Genomic DNA, 20036 nt, shown 5'->3' on the forward strand with positions numbered 1-20036 from the left:
CAAGTAAATGTGGACCTGGAAAGACATAAACAGCAGGCAGACGAGTTACTGAAAAGTGAAGAGGGAATCCAGAAACGAAAAAAGCGGTGCTTTGATGTCGAACCTGTCTTCGGCAATATCAAGCATAACCACAACTTTCGCCGGTTCATGCTCCGTGGCAAGCAAAAGGTTGAGATCGAATGGGGATTGATTGCGATAGCACAGAATATCAGGAAGAAGGCAGCTTAGATAGGCTTGATCTAGCTCAGGAACTGCCCATGCCGCTAAAATCTTATACCAATCGGAAAACACGTTTGTAAACCATTTAAAACAGAAGCCCGTCCCAAAAATGATTTGAGACGGGCTCATTTTTCATTATTCCATAACCCTCATCAATTTATTAGTCTTTCAAATCCGCCTTTACTTTGGCGATCTTTTCCTTGGTATTCGCCTTGAACTCGTCCCACTTGTCGGCGGTTTCGTTCTGGGCGCGCTTCCAGGAAGCCTGTAACTCTTCTTTTTCAGCATTCAATTCTCTTTTGCGCTCCCGCCATTTGGCTTTTTCCTTGTCGGCCGTCTTGTCAATTTTGGCGTCGGCTTCCTCTATTTTACGGTCGAGTTTGCCGATAGCGTCGTCGATATCTCTTTTCAATTCGTCCTTATCTTCTTTCACTTTGGCTTCAAAATCATCCCCTGCTTCCTTGATATCGGCTTTGGCGTCGGCCACATTTTCGTCCATATCGTTTTTAGCTTCCTCCACCGTCTCTTTGGCGGAGTCCTTTGTTTTGTCTGAACAGCTCGTCAGCGAAAGTGTACCGGCGAGTAACAGAGAGGCGACAATCCATGTGATCTTTTTCATCTTTTCGGGTATTAAGTTGATTTCAATGATTGTGTGAATGCATTGATCAGAGCAAAAAGCTTACCAGGGTGCAGAACGTATATCCGCGTGTTTTTTGTAGAAAATTCTTCTCAGACCGCCGGAAGTCGTTGAACTTCGCACCAGACTGGACGGTTAAGCGCATAGTGATATATTGAAACTGTTGGCATTTATGATCAGCTTTGCATTTTATTAATATACTCCTAAACCTATATGCTCAAAATCTCTATTACCGGCGCTCTTGCCGCTTTCCTCATTATCCACGAATCCGGGCCGGCATTAGCCCAAAGCGATTCGCTGCAAGCGCGCGACTTGCGCGAGGTTACCGTGCACGCATTCGAATCCGACAAAAACCCACTGACGACCACCGCAACGGTAGGCATGCTCACGCCGCGCTCGCTCAGCCGGTTTTCCAATTATACCTGGGCTAACGCGGTCAACACGATCCCGGGCGTACGCATGGAAGAGCGCTCGCCGGGCAGTTACCGGTTTTCCGTCCGCGGGAGTTTGATACGGTCGCCATTTGGCGTGCGCAATGTGAAATTTTACTGGAATGGCATTCCGTTCACCGACGCGAGCGGCAATACGCCCCTGAACTCGGTCGATTATGGGGCTATTCAAAGCATGGAAGTGATCAAAGGCCCGGGTAGCAGTATCTACGGCGCGGGTACCGGCGGTGTGGTGCTTATGCAGAGCCGGCCGGACAACGAATTCCAGAACCGCGCGGAGCAAAGTGTGAGTTTTGGTAAATATGGCTTCCAAAGCCGCAATTCGACCTTGCAAATCGGCGATATTTCCATTCAGTACGGCCATAGCGAACAGGACGGCTACCGCAAGCAAAGCGGCATGGTACGCGATGCGATCCGGTTTACGTCCAATTCAAGCATTGGCGAGAAGGGCACATTGTCGTTGCTGGGAATGTATTCGGATTTGTACTACCAAACACCGGGTGGCATTAACCTTGCCCAATATCAAACCGACCCCAAGCTCGCCCGCCAATCCACCCCGACGGTACCAGGCAGCGAGGCGCAAAAAGCGGCGATTTATACCAGGCTGGCATTGCTGGGTGGTAATTATGTATTACAATTATCGGACAAATGGACACAATCCACCGCTTTGTACCTGACCTTCACCGATTTTGCCAACCCATTCATTTCCAATTTTGAAAAAAGGGATGAAAACGGTGTCGGCGGGCGGAATATCTGGCAAAACAAATCGGAATGGGGGAATGTAAAAACCAACTGGACCAGCGGTTTTGAATGGCAATACGGCAAATCGGCCCAGCGGAATTACGATAACAAGGGCGGCGTTGCGGACAAGCAGCAGACCGTCGAGGATATCCGCACCGCCAACCTGTCGGTATTCAGCCAGCTGGAAGCGACTTTGCTCACCGACCTGACACTAAGCGCAGGTTTGAGCTACAATACTTCCAAATACAAATACGAACGCTACTTCCCGCTTCCGTTCAACGAAGACCAGAAGACATTCGACGGCATATTCGTCCCGCGCTTCGCCGCCAATAAGGTGATTGCCGGCAACTGGTCGGTTACTGCATCGTACAGCGGCGGGTTCTCCCCTCCTACCTTACAGGAAGTACGGCCGTCGGCAGGTGGTTTCCGGAAGGACCTGGAAGCTGAAAAAGGCAATAATACCGAAATTGGCATCCGGAAAGCGGGAAAGGTTATTTCGGGAGAGATCAGTCTGTACCATTTCGGATTGCGTAATGCGATCGTGCGCAGGCTGGACGAGGCTGGTGCCGAATATTTTGTAAATGCAGGTAAAACCAAACAGAATGGCCTGGAATGGACCATCGGCTGGGACATTCTTTCCGATCCGAAACTGCCGGTGATGCTGAAACTCTGGAATACCGGCACTTATACCAAATACACCTACGAGGAATTCCAGCAGGCCGACGTCGACCTGAGCGGGAAACTCATTCCCGGCATTCCACGTTTTTCACAGTCGACAGGCCTGGATGTGTTGCTCAAATACGGCATTTCAGCATTCCTGACCTATCAGCACGGCGATTCGTTTTACCTTAATGACGCAAATACCGTCAAAAACACGGCTTATAACCAGTGGATGGCGCGTGTGAGCTGGAAGAAAAGCTGGGGACAACATTTTTACAGTGAGCTGTCGGCATCCGCGGAGAAGGTCAATGCGGGTATTTACAGCCTGGGCTACGACCTGAACGCATTTGGTAACCGCTATTACAACGGCGCGCCGAAAAACAACCTCTGGGCCGGTGTAAAGATCGGCTGGGAATGGCAGAAAAATTCAAAATAATGCATTTATACATCCATATCCCCTTTTGCAAACAGGCTTGCCATTATTGCGATTTCCATTTCAGTACCAACACCACCAACAAGCGTGCCGTAGTGGAGGCCATTGCGCGGGAAATCGTTTTGAGGAAGTCCTATTTGCCGGACGGGGATATGGAAACCATTTATTTCGGCGGCGGCACGCCTTCGATGCTCGACGAAGCGGAGCTGCATTTCCTGCTTGAAACCATTCACAAGCATTTCCGCGTGGCACCCAATGCGGAGATTACCTTAGAAGCAAACCCCGACGACCTGAATGCGGCAAGCCTGCAAATGTTTGCCAAAGCAGGCATTAACCGCCTCAGTATAGGCATACAATCATTCCACGAGCCGCATTTACGCTTCATGAACCGCGCGCATTCGGCCGTGGAAGCCGAGCAATGCGTAACACTGGCGCAAAATGCGGGTATCGACAATATTTCCATCGACCTGATCTACGCGATTCCTTCGGAGGATCACGACATTCTGCATAGTGACCTTTTCAAAGCATTTACACTCAATGTCCCGCACATTTCGGCCTACTGCCTTACCATCGAGCCGCAAACGGCTTTTGGAAGCTGGCTGAAAAAGAAGAAGATGAGGCCGATTGAAGAAGAATATGCGGCGCAGCAGTTTGAAATACTCGTGAAATCGCTCGGTGAGCATGGGTATGAGCAATACGAGATCTCCAACTTCGCCAGAAATGGACATTACAGCAATCACAACAGTTCCTATTGGAAACAGCATCCGTACCTGGGCGTGGGCCCAAGCGCACACTCGTACAATGGCGCGAGCCGCGAGTACAATATTTCCAATAATGCCAAATACCTGGAAGCGATTCAAAAAGGGCTTATTCCCGCAACCATAGAAGCGCTTACACCTGCCGACCGGACCAATGAATACCTGCTAACCGGCCTGCGCACCAAATGGGGGGTGGAATTACTCAAACTGGACGAGTTCTCCGCCGGCGCATTCGCATTGCAATCCGAAAGTGAATTGGAAAGGATGACCCGGAAAGGCTGGATCAGGGAAGATTCGGGGATATTGCTGCTCACCGAAGCCGGTAAGCTCTTCGCCGACCGCATTGCCAGCGATCTTTTTATCGACTAAAAAAAATCGCCACACTGCGGGCAGCATGGCGAATCTTTTAAAACTGGACTGAAACTAGGCTTCTACCAGTTCCGCGTTCAATGTAATCTCAGTGTTGAGCAACTGGGAAATAGGGCATTCCTTTTTCGCCTTGTCGGCAACCTGTGCAAACTGCTCCGCGCTGATGCCCGGAACCTGTGCTTTCAATTCGATAGCGCTTTTAACAATCTTGCCTTGTGCCGGGTCAAGCGAAATTGTGGCAGTCGCATTTAGCTCGTCGGCTGTAAAACCTGCGGCATTCAGTTCGAAGCTCAGTTTCATCGCGAAACATCCGGCGTGTGCAGCGGCAACCAGTTCTTCGGGGTTGGTTCCCTTACCGTCGGCAAAACGGGTATTGAAAGAGTACTGGGTATTTTCCAGAACTGTGCTCTGCGTGCTGATCGTACCTGTACCTTCTTTGCCGGTACCTTTCCAAATGGCGGTTGCTTTACGGTTAATCATCGTTGTTCCTTTTTAATGTTAGTTGATCCTAAAATCGTTGTTTCCGTGAAAAGTAGCACGTAAACGATATCTACGCAAACAATCAATGCATTAAAAACACAATAATTACTTACCGTCCTCTGTTCCAGTATGTGCCTCCCTGTGATGCATGGAACGGCATTTTTTTAGTTAATAAAGGTTAATGCCCGATCGGGATTTAAACTTTATAATTGCATCATCATCTAATCACAAATTGTTAACAGATTTCTCAATTATCTCAACTCACAAGTCATGAACAGAAAACTCTTGCCCCTAGTGTTACTCGTTGTCGCTGCATTGTTCCAAAGTTGCGAGGGGCCGAAAGGCGATCCCGGACCACAGGGAGGCGACGTGCTCGGCCGGACCTTCGATATCATCAATGTAGACTTTACTTCTGCCAACAATTTTGGCTACGTCCTGAATTTTAAGCAGCAGAATATTGAAGTCGTCCCTACCGACGCGGTGCTGGTGTATGTATACTGGAACGACCAGGGTAACCTCAAAGCTTACCGACCGCTGCCTCAAACTGCATTTCTTGACAATGGCGTGTTGGTAACTTATAACTTCGACCGCACGGACGACGATATGGAAATTTTCATAGATTCAAATATCGACCGGGCCAAACTTCCTACCACCCACACCCGTGGCTTCGAATTCCGCGTGATAGTCATTCCTTCCGATCCCCTCCAACGTGCCAATGCCGAAGTGGATTTGAACGACTACGAAGCGGTAGTTAAAGCATTCAACATCGACGAATCGAAAATCAAGAAAATTTCAGCTCAATAAGTTAAAAGTTCCCCCACTTTTGGGTTTCTGGAATAATTTTTATAAAATCCGGTAAAAATTACCGGATTTCTTTTTTCCCTGACTTATGAAAGTTGTTTTAAGCACACTGTTTATAGTTCTGGTCGCGGCGTTTGGATCACAAGCACAAACTTTTACCGAAGAGACTAATCAGTACAGAAATCATTACAAAGAGGAGTTCCTGCACTCCGACAACTCGCCGCTCAAAGCAGCGGACCTGCCCTATTTGCAGTTCTACGAGCCCGATTCCACCTACCGCGTAGTCGCCCATTTTGAAAAAGCGAAAGGCAAATCCTTCGAAATGCCTACATACAGCGGAATGAACAAGACCTACGTGAAATACGGGACATTGAAATTCAAAGTGAACGGCAGGAGACAAAAGCTGACGGTGTACCGCAGCCTGAGCCTGCAACAACTCGCGAAATACAAGGATTACCTTTTCATACCTTTCAAGGACAAAACCAACGGCGCCGATACCTACGGCGGCGGCCGCTACCTCGACCTGAAAACGACCGATCTGAAAGACGGGACCTGCGTGCTCGACTTTAATAAAGCATATAATCCGTATTGCGCGTACAGTACGGGCTACAATTGTCCGATCCCGCCGCTGAACAACCACCTGGCGATCGCGGTCACAGCCGGGGAAAAGAATTTCACGAAACATCATCAGGAGGCGAGCATCAAATAGCCATCATGAAAAACGCCCGACTTTTCAGCCGGGCGTTTTTCATGAATGCCGTCGATCAGGCTTTCAATATTTCTTTTTGCTTCAAAATGCGTTCGAAAACCTTGATATCGTGCTCCGAAGTGAAAATATTGAATGGCAAATGCAGGAATTGTCCTTTTGAAATAACCAGTACATAAGCGTCCTTGTCTTTATATCCTTCCACGATCTGCTCCCATTTCATCACACTGCCTTCTTTCACATTGAGCTTCATGAGAATCTGACGGTTGTCGATCTCGTAGGAGAACTTCTCAAACATCGGCTTGTATTGCGCAAGCTGCGTGATGCCGGTGAACTGGATCAGCCAGAACAGCACATAAAGGATAGAAGCAACCACAACGGTGATATAAATCCACAAATTGGGATAAATGCCCGTGAGGCTAATGACCGCATTGATCAGGATCAGGGCCACAGGGATAAGTACCCATTTAAGCTGCGTTTTAAAAAAATAACGCATGGCCAGTGAAATGTATTTTTGGGTAGGTAAGGCGTACTTCTTGGTACGAACCGCAGCCGGGTTCGTAGGCATTTGATAGACGGGCTGGTGTTTGTTTACCGAAACTTTGGCCATAACTCTGTTTAAATTAACGATCTTCTCAGTTTGCGACGGCTGTTCGAAACACGGTCCGGGCAAATGAAGTGCAAAGTTAGAAAAAAGCGCCCGAGATATGAGAAAGGTCCGGAAATAAAAAACTGTTAGGAGAAATTGGTGTAATTTGTCTTTCCTAACTGCGTTGAACATTTGAAAAGTGCCGTTTTGAAGCCATATTCGGCAACTGATCACTGATACAAGACTATCCTAAGCTACATGAGTTTCCTTTTTCCGTCCTTCCTGTGGGGTTTGCTGGCGATATCGGTTCCGATTGCCGTTCACATTTTCAATTTCAGGCGGACAAAAAGGGTCTACTTCACGAATGTGGCATTTCTGAAAGCGGTTGAAACGCAAACAAAGTCGATTCGCCAGATCAAGCACTGGCTCGTCATGGCGGCGCGGATACTGGCCATTGCCTGCCTTGCATTGGCGTTCTCCCAGCCATTCATTCCCGCGGAAAGCAATGTGGCCGTCGACAAGCGGGGCATTACCAGTCTTTACCTCGACAATTCGCTGAGTATGGAAAGCGAGCTGAACAACAAGCGCTACCTCGACATTGCGACCGGCCGATTGAGTGATTTATTGGGATTGTTCAAAAACGCGACTTCGCTCCAACTCGTAACCAACGACTTTTCGGCCCAGGAACAGGGCCTATACCCCGCTGAAAAGCTCCGCGACCGCCTGACGACCATCGGGCTCTCAGGCACGCCGCGCACGCTCGAACAGGTGTATAAGCGCCAGGAAAACCTCATGGCGAGGCATTCGCAATCCGGCAGGAACCAGCTCTTCTGGTTTTCGGATTTCCAGAAAAGCACGGCTGGCGACCTTTCTGCCATTCAAACCGACTCGACGAACCAGATTTTCCTGGTACCGGTGCAGGCGGAGGCAGAAAAGAATGTATTTGTAGATTCCGCCTGGCTGAATACGCCATTTATCCGGGAACTTCAAAACAATATACTCTTTGTAAAAGTGAGCAATTCCGGCAACCGCGAGGCGCGGAATGTGGTATTGAGGCTAAGCCTGGATAATACACAGGCGTCGACGGCATCCGTGAATGTGCCGGCCAACGGCAGCGCGACGGCCAGGTTCAACTTCAATCTGAAAGGAAAAGGATATAAAAAAGGCCAGATCACATTCGACGATTTCCCGGTTACTTTTGACAACGACTATTATTTTGTACTGAATGCGTCGCCGCTCATCCGCGTGTTGCATGTATACGGGCAGAAGCCGGAGGGTAATTACATTGAGAACGTGTATGCCAACGACAGTCTTTTTACGCTGCAAAGTTACAGCGCCCAGAATGTCGACCCGGGGCTGATCAAAAACTCGGATTTGGTGGTATTGGAAGGTGTCACGCAGCTTTCGGGTACATTGCCGCAGGATTTGCAGGACTTCGTTCGTCAGGGCGGCAGTCTGGCCATCATCCCTCCTACCGCTCCGGCAGCGGACAGTTACAGCCGCTTTTTAAGTCCGCTAGGCATCAATGGCATTACTTCCGAAAAAGCCCAGGCGCCGCTTCCCCTGGCTGTCCCCGACCGCAACAATCCGTTTTTCAGCGATGTTTTTGAGGAATCGATGCGCCAGGAAATGAACCTTAACCTGCCCGGCGCATTGCCCGTGTGGAGCTGGGCGAATGCAGGGCAGCAGCTACTGACGTTGCGGAACGGACAGACCTATCTTAACCAGGTACTGGCAGGAACGGGCAAAACCTATGTGTTCGCTGCGCCTTTAAATCAGGAAAATGGTAATGTAGCACAACACGCCATATTTGTGCCGGTCATGTATAAAATAGCCGCTTCGAGCGTCAGACAACAGCGTACTTCGTTTACTTTTGATGAAAACCCGATCAGTCTGACCGTCGATAAACCGAAACCTAACTCGGTTTATAAACTACGACGGAACAAAACGGAGATCATCCCCGTCCAGCGTGTGGCAGGCAACCAGCTTTTGCTCGAAATCCCCCAGGGCGACCAAGCCGCCGACGGGCTGACAGCAGGCTATTTCGAACTGGTGCTCGACAACAAAACTGAACAGATCATCGCCCTGAACCACAACCACGCCGAATCGAAACTGCAATACTATTCGCCCGACGAGCTCCGGGCCGCATTCTCCGGCAAAAAGAATGTACAAGTCTTCGACCGCATCGACGACGACGCCTTCTCTACTGCATTCCAGCAACAGAATATGGGGACTAACCTCTGGAAGTTCTTTCTTTATGCGGCGTTGTTCTTTCTATTGGTAGAGATAGGTTTAATTCGGTTTTTGAAGTAGCAATTATCCTGTGACGATTTAGCGGTTTCCGGGTCCGGCAAGGAATGTGTAAATTTGCAAAAAATAAAACAACACACGCCCATGAAAACCCCTTCCCAAAACAAATCCGGAAAACGCACAGGTCCTTCACAAGCCGCATCGTATATCGAACTTGAAGAAACTAGCGCCCCCCAACTCTGTGAGCCCATCGCACACTACGCACGCCTCGATCCGGCCGCGCACGGGCGCATTATTTGTGAACAGCTGACGCCCGAAGAAGAAGTGATGGCCAATGATCCCAATGTCAAGCCTTTCGCCCATGTTTCCGACTCAGCGGCCTACGTGAGAAGAATTCGCCGAGATTTCAGGTGTTAGCATGCTATTACTGGATACCAACATCCTAATCGACTATCTGAGAGGCAGGCAGTCTGCTATTGAATTTATAGACTGTACCGGCAAACCGGGCTTTGCTGTCAATACGGTCATCGTCCTGGAACTTTACAATGGTTGCCTTAACAGGGCTGAACTGGCAAAAATCCGGCGGTTGCTTAATGGGTTCATGCATTTCGATCTGAATGAGGCCATTGCAAAAGCCGCCACCCAGATCGGACACTCCTTCGCATTGTCACATTCGGTGACCGCTTCGGATGCACTAATCGCAGCGACCGCATTGGTCTACAACCTGGAACTACGAACGGCAAATCTGAAAGATTTCAGAATGATTCCGGGCCTGAAAGTATCAAATGCGCTGCTATAACCACATTTTACCAATAACAACTCCCGCCGCGTTGACTCTTCCCGACCAAGATTTAGCCGAACATTCCTTTTTTCTGACCCGTTTTTAAACCAATTTTGCGGGAAAATATCATTTCATAAATGCTTTCATCCCGAATAGGAATTCTTGGTGGCGGGCAGCTGGGACTTATGCTCCTACAAGCGGCTGTGGACTGGAACCTCGATATTCATGTACTCGACCCGGACGCCGAAGCACCGTGCCGGAAAATAGCGCCCCATTTTACACAGGGCTCGCTGCAAGATTTTGACACCGTTTATAACTTCGGTAAGGACCTCGATGTCATTACCATTGAAATTGAAAAAGTAAATGTAGAGGCGCTCGAAACGTTGGAAAAAGAAGGCAAAAAAGTATACCCGCAACCTTCGGTGATCCGTCAGATACAGGACAAACGCATTCAAAAGCAATTCTACGCAGAAAAACAGCTTCCTACCGCGGAGTTTATACTAACTGAAAACCGCGAGGACGTTGCTAATTACGTCTCATTCCTCCCCGCATTTCACAAGCTCGGAAAAGATGGCTACGACGGTCGCGGTGTGCAGCGGCTGACATCGGCGGATGACCTCGATAAAGCATTCGACAAGCCAGGTTTGCTGGAAAAAGCGGTCCCATTCGAAAAAGAGCTGGCCGTGATCGTTGCCCGCAACGCGAACGGCGAAGTCGAAACATTTCCGACCGTGGAAATGGTATTCCATCCCGAGCATAACCTGGTAGAATACCTTTTTGCACCTGCGGAAATCAGTGAGGAAGTAAACGCCAAAGCGCAGGAAATTGCCCGCAAAACGGCAGAGGCATTCCAGATTGTGGGATTGCTGGCCGTGGAGTTGTTCCTGACGCCCGAGGGGGAAGTTCTGATCAACGAAGTGGCCCCGCGCCCGCATAACAGCGGCCACCACACCATCCGCGCGAATGCGACCTCGCAATATGAGCAGCATTGGCGGGCGGTCCTGAACCTGCCGCTGGGCAGCACGCACGCTTACGGGCCGTCGGCCATGGTAAACCTGCTGGGCGAAGATGGTTATGAAGGTCCTGCCATTTATGAAGGAATGGAAAAGCTGCTTGCAACGCCGGAGGTTTTCCCGTTCCTTTATTGGAAAGCGCTCACGAAACCGTTCCGCAAAATGGGCCATATCACGATCATGGATACGGATATCGCTTCGCTCAAAGCAAAAGTGGATTTCGTGAAGAACAATATCAAAGTAATCAGCCACAAAACGAAGTAAAATATACCAATGGTAGGGATTATCATGGGCAGCCTTTCTGACAGAAAGGTAATGCAACTGGCCGCAGACGCATTGACGGAACTGGGCGTTTCTTATGAAATGGAAATCGTGTCGGCACACCGCACGCCCGAGCGTATGCTCGAATACGCAGCATCGGCGCGCAGCCGCGGGTTGCAGGTGATCATCGCAGGCGCAGGCGGAGCAGCGCATTTGCCCGGTATGGTGGCTTCACTGACGTCGCTTCCGGTGATCGGGGTGCCGGTGCTGTCCAGTAATTCGATAGACGGCTGGGATTCGGTGCTTTCGATCCTGCAAATGCCTGCGGGCGTACCCGTTGCGACGGTAGCGCTGGATGGTGCCCGGAACGCCGGAATCCTCGCTGCGCAGATCATCGGAGCGAGCGACGCGGAGGTTGCAAAAAGGCTCGATGCATTCAAAGAAAGCCTGAAAGAGAAAGTTGCGGTGATGAACGAGGAATTGAAAAATCAACTTGGAAACTAGGTTGTCTTTAGTATTTTCGTAGAAAATTAACTCCACTAAAAATAGAATCCGGCCAGGCTATGGAAGAGGAATTCCCGAAAAAAAGAAATATCCGTCCCACTGAAAAGTCGAATCTTCCTATTGTTACATTGCTCGTGTTGGTGTTGCTCGTACTTGCAATGCTTTACGTAGGCTACGAATATATTTCCGATAGTTCTTCCAGCTCCGAAGAGCTCACTTCGGTAGTCGTCGATTCGACGCTCGAAGAAACTGCCGCCGAGCCCGTAAGCGATGAACCGGCACCAACCGAGGAACCGGTCGAAAAGCCAAAGCCTGAACCGGTTAAAGAAAAAACGGAAGAACCGAAAAAAGAAGAGAAACCTTCCATTTCGGCTTCGTCTATCGGTGGAGAACAAATAACGCATACCGTTCAAAGCGGCGAGACGTTTTCGAGCATTGCGTCGCGCTATAACCTGAAAACCGAAACCCTGCAAGGCCTGAATGCCTCGGTTCCCGATGTAAAAGCAGGTGTTACCAAGCTGAAAGTGCAGGTTAAGGCTGTCCATACCGTAGGTCCCGGCGACGTACTTCGCGTAGTGGCAAGCAAATATGGCATTACCAAAGAAGCGTTGATGAAAGCCAACGGCAAATCCCGTGACTTCTCCGAAAGGGGCGAAAAGCTGATCATCCCTTTTCCTGACAAGAAATAGATTTCGATATCTTATAAAGCAAAGAATCCCGGAGCTGACCGCCCCGGGATTTTCTTTGCACTGAATTGAAGGGTTTAATGCTTAATTGTTGAAACCCCGGCCTCCGCCCTGTCCGCGGTCGCCGCCCATTCCGCCGCCGCGCGGGAAGCCCGCTCCGCCGTCGAAATCACGTCTTCTGTATCCGTCGCCATTGTTGGAAGGCATTTTGCCGAAGTTTCTCAAAGTGTATGTGAATGTGAGCATAGCGTATTGTGTGAGCACGCGGTTCGTGACGTCTTGCACGTATGTTTCGGTCACGTTGCGGGTAATGCTGTTGTTTTGTTTCAAAATATCGAAAACAGTCAGTTTAAGCTCGCCTGCATTGTTTTTCAGGAACTTCTTGCCGACACTGGCATTCCAGAGCGTAAAATTCTGGTTGAAACCAGCGCCCAAACCGCGGTACGACTGATTATTGATATCGCTTTGGAATACAAATCCTTTGCCGAATATCCAGTTCACGCGGCCGGTAATGCCCTGTGTATAGTAATTGTTGTTCAAATTGGGCTGGATACTGTTCCGAACCACATTGTAATTGCCTGAATAAGAGACTGTAAAATCGAGTTTGTCGCTGATATTGCTACTCACCACAAGCCCCTGGGAAATTGCGTAGGTATTGGAATAATTGGGCACGTTGTTGATCATCCCCGGCGACCGTACATAGTTGAAGCCCGTGCTGAGGTTCAGGTTCAATTTCAAGGGCGCGATCGGCTTTCCGTAAGCGAAGAGCGAGCGTGCATTCCAGCTACCGTCCACGTTGATCGGCGCGGTGAATTTGGCACCTCTTTCGAGGAACAGACCATTCGGTAATGTCTCCGGTTGCTGTGCGATGTAGGTCGAATTCACGATCGCATTGTTGGTTTGCGTCACAAAAATCATCGCATTCAGGCTGTAAGGCCGTTTCGCGCCGGCAAGTGAATAGCGCACGTTGATCATATTACGGTACTCCTGTTTCAGATCGGGGTTACCTGCCGTAAGCGACAACGGGTTACTGTTATCGACGACATTCTGCAATTGGGAAATCGACGGCTGGTTGGTCGAACTCCGGAAGAATGCCCGGAATTGCGCACCTTCTTTCGAACGGTAGTTCACCATGAAATTGGGGAGAATATTGGTAAACGACTGGTCGACTTTGTTGTTAATCGGCGCCAATTGCTGGCTGTACAGACCGGTATTTTGAAAATCGAGACCCAGGTTGGCCGACCAGCTGTTTTTGCGGTAGCGGTAACCCAAACCCGCGCGGTTGGTAATGTAGCGGTTGTCAAAATTGTTGGTCAGCAGTGAATCCAGGTCCGAATAGGTGCCATCGTCATAGCTCATATTGTAAGTATCCTTACTTGAATTGCTGTTCTGTACCGTCAAACCATAGTTGAACTGCAACTGGCCGGTCGTGCTGATTGGCTCGGTATAGACGAAGTTTCCGCCCAATGTGATACCATCCGAATGCGTAAAACTGCGCTGGTCGATCGTGTCGCCTCTCATCATCGTGTCGCCCAGCGCGAGGTTATCGAAATAGGTATTTCTCGAATACAGGTCGCGGCGACCGTTTTTATCGTTGATCTGCGTGTTCAAATTAAATGAAACGGTGCGTCCCTTTTTCTCGAATGCGTGACGGAACAAAATGTCGTTCGAAAAGTTGTAACCCTTGTTGGAATTGCCCTGGCTGTTGTCGGAGCTGTTGACATTACTTCCATCGGAAGCCAATGTGGTCAATCCGGCTTTCACACTACCGGAATGATTATCCTGGAAACTCAATCGCGGCGTGATGATCAGCGAGTTTTTAGGGTCGATGTTATATTCAATGCGAAAGTTCAGGCGATGATTGGAGTTGGTTGTATTCGTCCGGCTGTTTTCTTTGTACAACTGGTCTCCGGCGCCTCCTTGCAGAAAATACTGTTGTGAAAGGCCCTGCACGTTGCTGTTGCTGGTTCTGTTGAAAAAATAGCTACCGCTGACGTCGAGCTTTTTGCCGATTTTATTGGAATAGTTTAAACCAAATGAATTGGTACCCGTAATCCCGCTCTGGTTGCCCACGAGGAAGTTGCCCGCAGAGCCACCTCCGCCACGGTTTCCGCCTCCCCCACCCGAAACGCCCAGTAAATCCTGGCTGGAAAAGTTCTGGTTATTGATATTGTTGCTCAGTCCAATCACGGATATACGCTGGTTTCCTTTGAAAAAACTCACGTTCCCACCAGCCTGATAACGGTCATCAAGGCCGTACCCTGCGAAAATTTTTCCAAACTGCCCCATCCGCTTGTCGGCCTTAGTGACGATATTGATCGTTTTCTGCGCATTACCATCGTCAAAACCAGTGAATTGGGCCTGGTCGCTCAGCTTGTCGAACACTTCGATTTTATCTACTACTTCCGCGGGAAGGTTTTTGAGGGTCAACGCAGCATCGTCGCCGAAGAAAGGCTTTCCATCCACCAAAACTCTGTTAACCGTCTCGCCATGAGCAGTTACCGTTCCGTTCGTCACGGTAATGCCGGGCATTTTCTGGATCAGGTCTTCGGTGGTAGCGTCCGGATTGGTTTTGAATGCAGCCGCATTGAATTGCGTCGTATCACCCTTCTGTTCCATGGCGGTCACCTGACCCACCACTTTCACCTCTTTCAGGTTGGCTACGGCTTCCGTGAGGGTAATGGTTCCGAGATTTTCAATGTCTTTGGTAACCGTTACTGTACGGGAGAAATCTTTGTAACTCAAATAGGAGACCTTGACAAGGTACGAAACCTGCTTCGACAGGCCCGTAAAAGTGAACTTGCCGTTCACATCCGTCGTCACGTATTCCGGTTTGGAGTCGGGGGTATTTCGGCTTACGGCCACATAGGCGCCTACCACCGCTTCCCGGCTCACACTGTCGACAACGCTACCGGTAATTTGTGCATTTTGTGCGAAGGCCGGGGCGGCGAAACCGGCTAGCAGGAGGACGAAGAATGTAAATCTGTTCATGACTTGTAAAGGTTTATTGCTGGTTAGAGCTCCCTTTGGTAACAAAGTTTAATGCTCCCTCGCAATAAACCTTTACAATCGACAGTATCGGATATTTTAACAGACCAACAGCCCGTTTTTACCGACGAAAAGGAATTGGCCCCAAGCCGTCGGCGATCAGTTATCATGCCACTATTTCAACCATTCTCCCAACAAGCCCTTGTAGCTCGCCAGGAATCTTTCATAAGCTTTTTCCAATGCCGGAAGCGCCTCCGCGAGCGTGCTCGTATCGTCCGATTTGAGCCGCCATTCGGCATCCCGCGCAATCTCGGCGACCTGCGAAACGCCTACCGTGCCACCGCTTCCCTTCAAAGTATGCAGGTTACTCTTTACTGTTTTAATATCACCACTTTGGTAAGCCTCCAATGCACCGGCCACCAGTTCGTTGGATTCGCCCACAAAATCCTCGAACACCGACCAAACGAGATCCGCACCGCCAATACCCGCGAGCTGATCGATAATTTCTTTGTCGAGCACCGGTACCATCGCCTCCTGCGCGATCTCCTTCTGCTTTTGTTCGAGTTTGCGATTTTCGATATTGCCCATCAACTCCTTCACCTTCTGCACGAGCGTCTGCGCGCGTATGGGCTTGGCAATGTAGTCGTCCATTCCCTGGCTCATAAACCGGTCGCGGTCCTCCTTCATCGAATAGGCGGTCATCGCGACGATCGGCGGCAGGCCTTTGGAAAACCGCTTTTTTAGCTCCTGGGTCGTTTCCACACCATCCATATCGGGCATTTGAATGTCCATGAAGATAATGTCGTAACCTTTTCCATCGGAGTGGTACCTCTTTTCCACCATTTCAATGGCCTTGAAACCACTTTCCGCCATATCGGTTTCGCAACCGGATTTTTTGAGGATTTCATTCGCGACTTTCCGGTTCACAGCATTATCGTCCACAAGCAGGATCAGCGGATGGTAATCGGTAAACAGGTCCTCAATCGGCGTGTCCTCCTGCTGGGCAATCGTGCTTACCTGTGCAATGGACGTTTCCTTTGTTTCAAATGTAAACCAGAATGTACTCCCCTCCCCGAGCGTCGATTCTACCCCTATTTCCCCGTTCATCAATGCGCAGAGCTGTTTGGAAATAGCCAGACCAAGGCCTGTTCCGCCAAACGACTTCCGGGACGAGTTATCGAGTTGGGTAAATGAGGTAAACAGAATCTGTTTGTCGGTGGCGCTGATCCCGATCCCGGAATCCTGCACGTCTACTTTGATTTTATGAAATAGCCCCTCTTTCTTCTCCAATGCCAGGAATACCTTCACCGATCCATTCTCGGTGAATTTCAGCGCATTGGACGTCAGATTGGACATAATTTGCAACAAGCGCGTCTGATCGGCGATAATGAATTTCGGGATATCGGGTCCGATGTGGTACGTAAGGGTATTGCCTTTGCTTTTCGCAGTTTGCCCGAAAAGTGAAACCAGTTTGAGCAGCAATTCCTCGACGGCGATCGGCGCCTCGTGAAGCTCCATTTTACCCGCCTCGATTTTCGAAAGGTCGAGAATGTCGTTCAGGATATTCAGCAGTGTTTCCGACGACCGTTTGATCGTCAGTACATAATCTTTTTGCTCGGTATTCAGCGGCGTTTCGCCCAGCAAGTCGATCATCCCGATCACCCCGTTCATTGGCGTACGGATCTCGTGGCTCATGTTGGCCAAAAATCCTTCCTTCACCTTCAATGAGCGTTCGGCGTGTTCCTTGGCTTTCAGTAATTCGAGTTCGTTGCGTTTCAGCTCGGTAATGTCGCGTGCGAGCACGGCGACCTCGGTTGGTTTACCTTTGTCGTTGGTAAACATCAGCATATTGATCATAAACTGGCGCTCCGTGCCGTCTTTGCGGTACATCGTAATTTCGAAATTCCGCAGACTTTTCGTCTTCCGAAGCCGGATCAATGCCGAGTGAATGCGCTTTTTGTCGGCAAAAAATTCGGTAATCTTGTGCCCGATCACCTCCTCCGGCAAGTATCCGAGCCGTTTCAGCACCGACTGGCTGATCATCGTAATCTCGCCCATTCGGTTGATACGGCAATAAATGTCCTGCAAGTTTTCAAAAATACCCCTGAAAAGCTCCTCGCTGTGCCTTAGCGAAAGCTCGGCTTCCTTCCGGCGCGTAATGTCGCGCGCTATACCCGATACCTCCTCGATCACGCCGTCGGCATAATGGATCGGGTTCAGATAAAATTCCAGCCACATTTCACCGGCATCTTTACGGTCGATCTTGAATTCGAAATACTGCGGTTCGCCACGCAATGCCTGGCGATACTTGGTTTCGAGCGTCCGTCGGTTGCTGTTACCGACCATCCGCCATCCGAACTTCTCCGCGCTGGATTGCAGCGAAGGCCGCACACCCAGTTGATTATGAATCAGATCCGCGTAATTCCGGTTAAATGAGGTGAGTTGCAGCGATTTGTTCACCGACCATATTAAATGCGAGCTGCTATCGAAAATCGCATTCAATCGCGCCAGGTATTTACTCAGCTCCTCCTCGCTCTGCTTCCGCGCAATCGCCATCGCCACCTGGCCGGAAATAAATTCCAACAGTTCCAGATCGCGGGTATCGAACATATTGGGATCATCATAGGATTTCACCCCGATAATCCCCGTCACCCGGTCGCCTATACGCAGGGGCACGCACAGGAGCACCTTGGGCGTGACGCCGTACAGATACAAACTGTTCGTTTTAGCCAGCTTTTCAATGTCTGTGTCGGAAAGGAACAGCGGCTTGTTGGACGCGATCGCATATTCGGTCAGGCCATTGCCCAGCTTCCGTTTGGTAAACCGGACATTACCTTTGAAATACTGATCTACATAATAGGGAAAGTAAATGTAGCTTTTGCTGGGGTCGTACAGCGCAATGAAAAAATTCCGGACGTCGATGATCTTGCCCAGTTCGTCATGAATACCATGGTAAAATTCTTCCAGGTTTTGGGTATTGACCGTCCAGTTAGCAATGCTATAATAAAGGCTCTGCGCTTTCTCAGCCCTTATTTTTTCTGTAAAATCATTTAAAATACAGCGGAACGCGGTCGGTTTGCCATTGTCGAAACGACAGTTCACACTACCCGCTACAAACACCTTTTTGCCGTCGCGGTTCATGAAAACGGCTTCGAAACTCGGATTGGCTACGCCTTGTTCGATGCGTTTCAGCTGTTCAATCGCCTCTTCTTTGTGTTGCGGGTGCAGGATGTCCTCCATGCGCATGGAAGCGATCTCGTCCAGCCCGTAGCCGAGTACTTCCCGCCAGGCTTTGTTTACGAATATAAATTTGCCATCGATCGCCACCAACTGGATCAGATCGCTGGTATTATCCACCAAATCCTGCAATTGAGAGTTGGATTTGGCGATCGCGGATTCCATTCTCCGGCGTCGGGTAATGTCATCGCCCACGAGCGTAATGCATTCCACCTCGTCGTTTTCCTGGTGCATCAGCACGGAATTGATCGAGAATGTGCGTAAAGTTCCTTTTTGCGCCAGGAATGGCACCTCCCGTTGTTCGAGCTTCCGCTTGCCCTGGATACCTTCTTCAAGCATTTGACGCATCTCGTGCTCTTCTTCTTTCGGTATCAGTTTGTCGAATATGCTGAAACCGACCAGGTCGGACTCGTGCCAGCCCGTTTTCATAAGGGCGTGCGGGCTTACGCTGCGGATGATAAAGTCCGGCGAAAACGTAATTCCGATCAGGTTTAAATGTTGAAGTGTGTGGTGAATAGTCTGCCAGTCGGTTTGGGATAAAATCAGTTCCATGGGTCCCCGTACAATCGCACTTTTAAGTTTCCTTCCAATTCTTTATTCGATAAATCTACGAATTAAGACGTAATTTTGGCTTGTGAAAATGAATTATAAAAAACCGGATAACTCCAAAGTGCGGGCCAAAAAGCATCTGGGTCAGCACTTTCTGAAAGATTTAAACATCGCCCAGCGCATCGTCGACGGACTCTCCGGCCACGGTGGCTACGACCGCGTCCTCGAAATCGGGCCGGGAATGGGCGTGCTTACCCAATTTCTTTTACCCAAAACCAACTTTACGACCCACGTTATCGAGATCGACACCGAATCGGTGGCGTATCTTGAAAAACATTATCCCGACCTCGCACCACGCATTATCGCGGGCGATTTCCTGAAATTCAATCCGGGAGAATACTTCCAGGACAAATTCGCGATCATCGGGAATTTCCCTTACAATATCTCATCCCAGATATTTTTCCGCGCGCTCGAAATCCGCGACCGCATTCCGGAGATCGTTTGTATGCTGCAAAAAGAAGTAGCACAGCGCATTGCTTCGCCACCGGGAAACAAGGATTATGGTATTCTAAGCGTGCTTTTGCAGGCCTTTTATGACATCGATTACCTCGTATCCGTGCCTCCGGGCGCTTTCGATCCCCCGCCGAAAGTGCAATCGGGTGTGATACGGTTGCGCCGTAATGCGGTGACGGCATTGGAATGCGATGAAAAACTGTTTTTCAGGGTGGTGAAAACCGCATTCAATCAGCGGCGCAAAACCCTGCGGAATGCTTTGAAACCGGTAGGCGAAATACCGGACCATCCGCTGCTCAACAAACGGGCCGAACAATTGAGCGTTCAGGACTTCGTTACGTTGACGTTGCTTGCCCAAAACGCACAGGCAGCGAACTAAACCTTCTCTGAGACAGTATATTAAGTAAGCTAA

17 protein-coding genes are annotated in these 20036 nt (G+C 49.6%); 12 read left to right on the forward strand and 5 right to left on the reverse strand.

Going from position 1 to position 20036, the window contains the following annotated elements; translation table 11 throughout:
* On the forward strand, positions 1-228 hold a 228-nt coding region (locus BMW93_RS23595; protein WP_143061713.1), incomplete at its 5' end, for a transposase.
* 151 nt (positions 229-379) lie between these two features.
* On the opposite strand, the gene BMW93_RS23600 is transcribed toward BMW93_RS23595, so the two are convergent.
* Positions 380-838, reverse strand: a complete 459-nt coding sequence (locus BMW93_RS23600) for a hypothetical protein (protein WP_090382163.1) — start codon at positions 836-838, stop codon at positions 380-382.
* A 231-nt stretch (positions 839-1069) separates the two neighbouring features.
* Here BMW93_RS23600 and BMW93_RS23605 point away from each other — a divergent pair, with 231 nt between their 5' ends.
* Together BMW93_RS23605 and hemW are read left to right on the forward strand one after the other, a co-directional pair.
* Positions 1070-3142 carry a TonB-dependent receptor gene (locus tag BMW93_RS23605; RefSeq protein ID WP_090382165.1) on the forward strand — a complete coding sequence of 691 codons (2073 nt, stop codon included), beginning with the start codon at positions 1070-1072 and terminating at the stop codon, positions 3140-3142.
* Positions 3142-4266 carry a radical SAM family heme chaperone HemW gene (hemW, locus tag BMW93_RS23610; protein WP_090382681.1) on the forward strand — a complete coding sequence of 375 codons (1125 nt, stop codon included), beginning with the start codon at positions 3142-3144 and terminating at the stop codon, positions 4264-4266. The genes BMW93_RS23605 and hemW overlap by 1 nt, the downstream gene beginning before the upstream one ends.
* A 54-nt stretch (positions 4267-4320) precedes the next feature.
* Here the strand turns inward: hemW and BMW93_RS23615 are convergent, their stop codons facing one another.
* Positions 4321-4746, reverse strand: coding sequence for an OsmC family protein (locus tag BMW93_RS23615; RefSeq protein WP_090382168.1), 426 nt, complete (start codon positions 4744-4746; stop codon positions 4321-4323).
* A gap of 270 nt (positions 4747-5016) precedes the next feature.
* On the opposite strand from BMW93_RS23615, the gene BMW93_RS23620 reads away from it, so the two are divergent.
* Complete coding sequence (locus BMW93_RS23620; RefSeq protein ID WP_090382170.1) at positions 5017-5550, forward strand: hypothetical protein; 534 nt, start codon at positions 5017-5019, stop codon at positions 5548-5550.
* 85 nt (positions 5551-5635) lie between these two features.
* The gene (locus BMW93_RS23625; RefSeq protein ID WP_090382172.1) at positions 5636-6256 is read left to right on the forward strand and encodes a DUF1684 domain-containing protein; all 621 of its coding nucleotides are present in this window, start codon (positions 5636-5638) and stop codon (positions 6254-6256) included.
* Positions 6257-6311: 55 nt separating this feature from the next.
* Here BMW93_RS23625 and BMW93_RS23630 read toward each other — a convergent pair whose 3' ends face one another.
* Complete coding sequence (locus BMW93_RS23630) at positions 6312-6863, reverse strand: YcxB family protein (RefSeq protein ID WP_090382174.1); 552 nt, start codon at positions 6861-6863, stop codon at positions 6312-6314.
* Positions 6864-7100: 237 nt separating this feature from the next.
* Here BMW93_RS23630 and BMW93_RS23635 point away from each other — a divergent pair, with 237 nt between their 5' ends.
* The 6 genes from BMW93_RS23635 to BMW93_RS23660 all read left to right on the forward strand — a co-directional run bounded on the left by BMW93_RS23635 (position 7101) and on the right by BMW93_RS23660 (position 12340).
* Positions 7101-9155: a BatA domain-containing protein gene (locus BMW93_RS23635; RefSeq protein WP_090382177.1), complete on the forward strand. Its 2055-nt coding sequence runs from the start codon at positions 7101-7103 to the stop codon at positions 9153-9155.
* Positions 9156-9236: 81 nt separating this feature from the next.
* Positions 9237-9509 carry a hypothetical protein gene (locus BMW93_RS23640; protein WP_090382179.1) on the forward strand — a complete coding sequence of 91 codons (273 nt, stop codon included), beginning with the start codon at positions 9237-9239 and terminating at the stop codon, positions 9507-9509.
* 1 nt (position 9510) lies between these two features.
* Positions 9511-9891, forward strand: a complete 381-nt coding sequence (locus BMW93_RS23645) for a type II toxin-antitoxin system VapC family toxin (protein ID WP_090382182.1) — start codon at positions 9511-9513, stop codon at positions 9889-9891.
* A gap of 119 nt (positions 9892-10010) precedes the next feature.
* A complete protein-coding gene (locus BMW93_RS23650) occupies positions 10011-11150 on the forward strand; it encodes a 5-(carboxyamino)imidazole ribonucleotide synthase (protein ID WP_090382184.1) in 1140 nt (379 codons plus the stop codon).
* 9 nt (positions 11151-11159) lie between these two features.
* Positions 11160-11651 (forward strand): 5-(carboxyamino)imidazole ribonucleotide mutase, encoded by a 492-nt coding sequence (gene purE / locus BMW93_RS23655; RefSeq protein WP_090382186.1) that lies wholly within the window; start codon positions 11160-11162, stop codon positions 11649-11651.
* 59 nt (positions 11652-11710) lie between these two features.
* On the forward strand, positions 11711-12340 hold the full coding sequence (locus tag BMW93_RS23660) for a LysM peptidoglycan-binding domain-containing protein (RefSeq protein WP_090382189.1): 630 nt from the start codon (positions 11711-11713) through the stop codon (positions 12338-12340).
* A gap of 81 nt (positions 12341-12421) precedes the next feature.
* Here BMW93_RS23660 and BMW93_RS23665 read toward each other — a convergent pair whose 3' ends face one another.
* Both BMW93_RS23665 and BMW93_RS23670 read right to left on the reverse strand, forming a co-directional pair.
* Positions 12422-15328: a TonB-dependent receptor domain-containing protein gene (locus BMW93_RS23665; protein WP_090382190.1), complete on the reverse strand. Its 2907-nt coding sequence runs from the start codon at positions 15326-15328 to the stop codon at positions 12422-12424.
* Positions 15329-15499: 171 nt separating this feature from the next.
* Positions 15500-19114, reverse strand: coding sequence for a PAS domain S-box protein (locus BMW93_RS23670; protein WP_090382192.1), 3615 nt, complete (start codon positions 19112-19114; stop codon positions 15500-15502).
* A gap of 88 nt (positions 19115-19202) precedes the next feature.
* Between BMW93_RS23670 and rsmA the strand changes: the two genes are divergently transcribed.
* Positions 19203-20003, forward strand: coding sequence for a 16S rRNA (adenine(1518)-N(6)/adenine(1519)-N(6))-dimethyltransferase RsmA (rsmA, locus tag BMW93_RS23675; protein WP_090382195.1), 801 nt, complete (start codon positions 19203-19205; stop codon positions 20001-20003).
* The last annotated feature ends 33 nt before the right edge of the window (positions 20004-20036 follow it).

The organism is Dyadobacter sp. SG02 (genome assembly GCF_900109045.1).
Lineage (GTDB): Bacteria > Bacteroidota > Bacteroidia > Cytophagales > Spirosomataceae > Dyadobacter.

What these genes read in the sequence shown, in the direction of transcription:
- BMW93_RS23600 (WP_090382163.1), bottom strand. Translation starts at nt 838, where the DNA reads ATGAAAAAGATCACATGGATTGTCGCCTCTCTGTTACTCGCCGGTACA.
- BMW93_RS23605 (WP_090382165.1), top strand. Translation starts at nt 1,070, where the DNA reads ATGCTCAAAATCTCTATTACCGGCGCTCTTGCCGCTTTCCTCATTATC.
- hemW (WP_090382681.1), top strand. Translation starts at nt 3,142, where the DNA reads ATGCATTTATACATCCATATCCCCTTTTGCAAACAGGCTTGCCATTAT.
- BMW93_RS23615 (WP_090382168.1), bottom strand. Translation starts at nt 4,746, where the DNA reads ATGATTAACCGTAAAGCAACCGCCATTTGGAAAGGTACCGGCAAAGAA.
- BMW93_RS23620 (WP_090382170.1), top strand. Translation starts at nt 5,017, where the DNA reads ATGAACAGAAAACTCTTGCCCCTAGTGTTACTCGTTGTCGCTGCATTG.
- BMW93_RS23625 (WP_090382172.1), top strand. Translation starts at nt 5,636, where the DNA reads ATGAAAGTTGTTTTAAGCACACTGTTTATAGTTCTGGTCGCGGCGTTT.
- BMW93_RS23630 (WP_090382174.1), bottom strand. Translation starts at nt 6,863, where the DNA reads ATGGCCAAAGTTTCGGTAAACAAACACCAGCCCGTCTATCAAATGCCT.
- BMW93_RS23635 (WP_090382177.1), top strand. Translation starts at nt 7,101, where the DNA reads ATGAGTTTCCTTTTTCCGTCCTTCCTGTGGGGTTTGCTGGCGATATCG.
- BMW93_RS23640 (WP_090382179.1), top strand. Translation starts at nt 9,237, where the DNA reads ATGAAAACCCCTTCCCAAAACAAATCCGGAAAACGCACAGGTCCTTCA.
- BMW93_RS23645 (WP_090382182.1), top strand. Translation starts at nt 9,511, where the DNA reads ATGCTATTACTGGATACCAACATCCTAATCGACTATCTGAGAGGCAGG.
- BMW93_RS23650 (WP_090382184.1), top strand. Translation starts at nt 10,011, where the DNA reads ATGCTTTCATCCCGAATAGGAATTCTTGGTGGCGGGCAGCTGGGACTT.
- purE (WP_090382186.1), top strand. Translation starts at nt 11,160, where the DNA reads ATGGTAGGGATTATCATGGGCAGCCTTTCTGACAGAAAGGTAATGCAA.
- BMW93_RS23660 (WP_090382189.1), top strand. Translation starts at nt 11,711, where the DNA reads ATGGAAGAGGAATTCCCGAAAAAAAGAAATATCCGTCCCACTGAAAAG.
- BMW93_RS23665 (WP_090382190.1), bottom strand. Translation starts at nt 15,328, where the DNA reads ATGAACAGATTTACATTCTTCGTCCTCCTGCTAGCCGGTTTCGCCGCC.
- BMW93_RS23670 (WP_090382192.1), bottom strand. Translation starts at nt 19,114, where the DNA reads ATGGAACTGATTTTATCCCAAACCGACTGGCAGACTATTCACCACACA.
- rsmA (WP_090382195.1), top strand. Translation starts at nt 19,203, where the DNA reads ATGAATTATAAAAAACCGGATAACTCCAAAGTGCGGGCCAAAAAGCAT.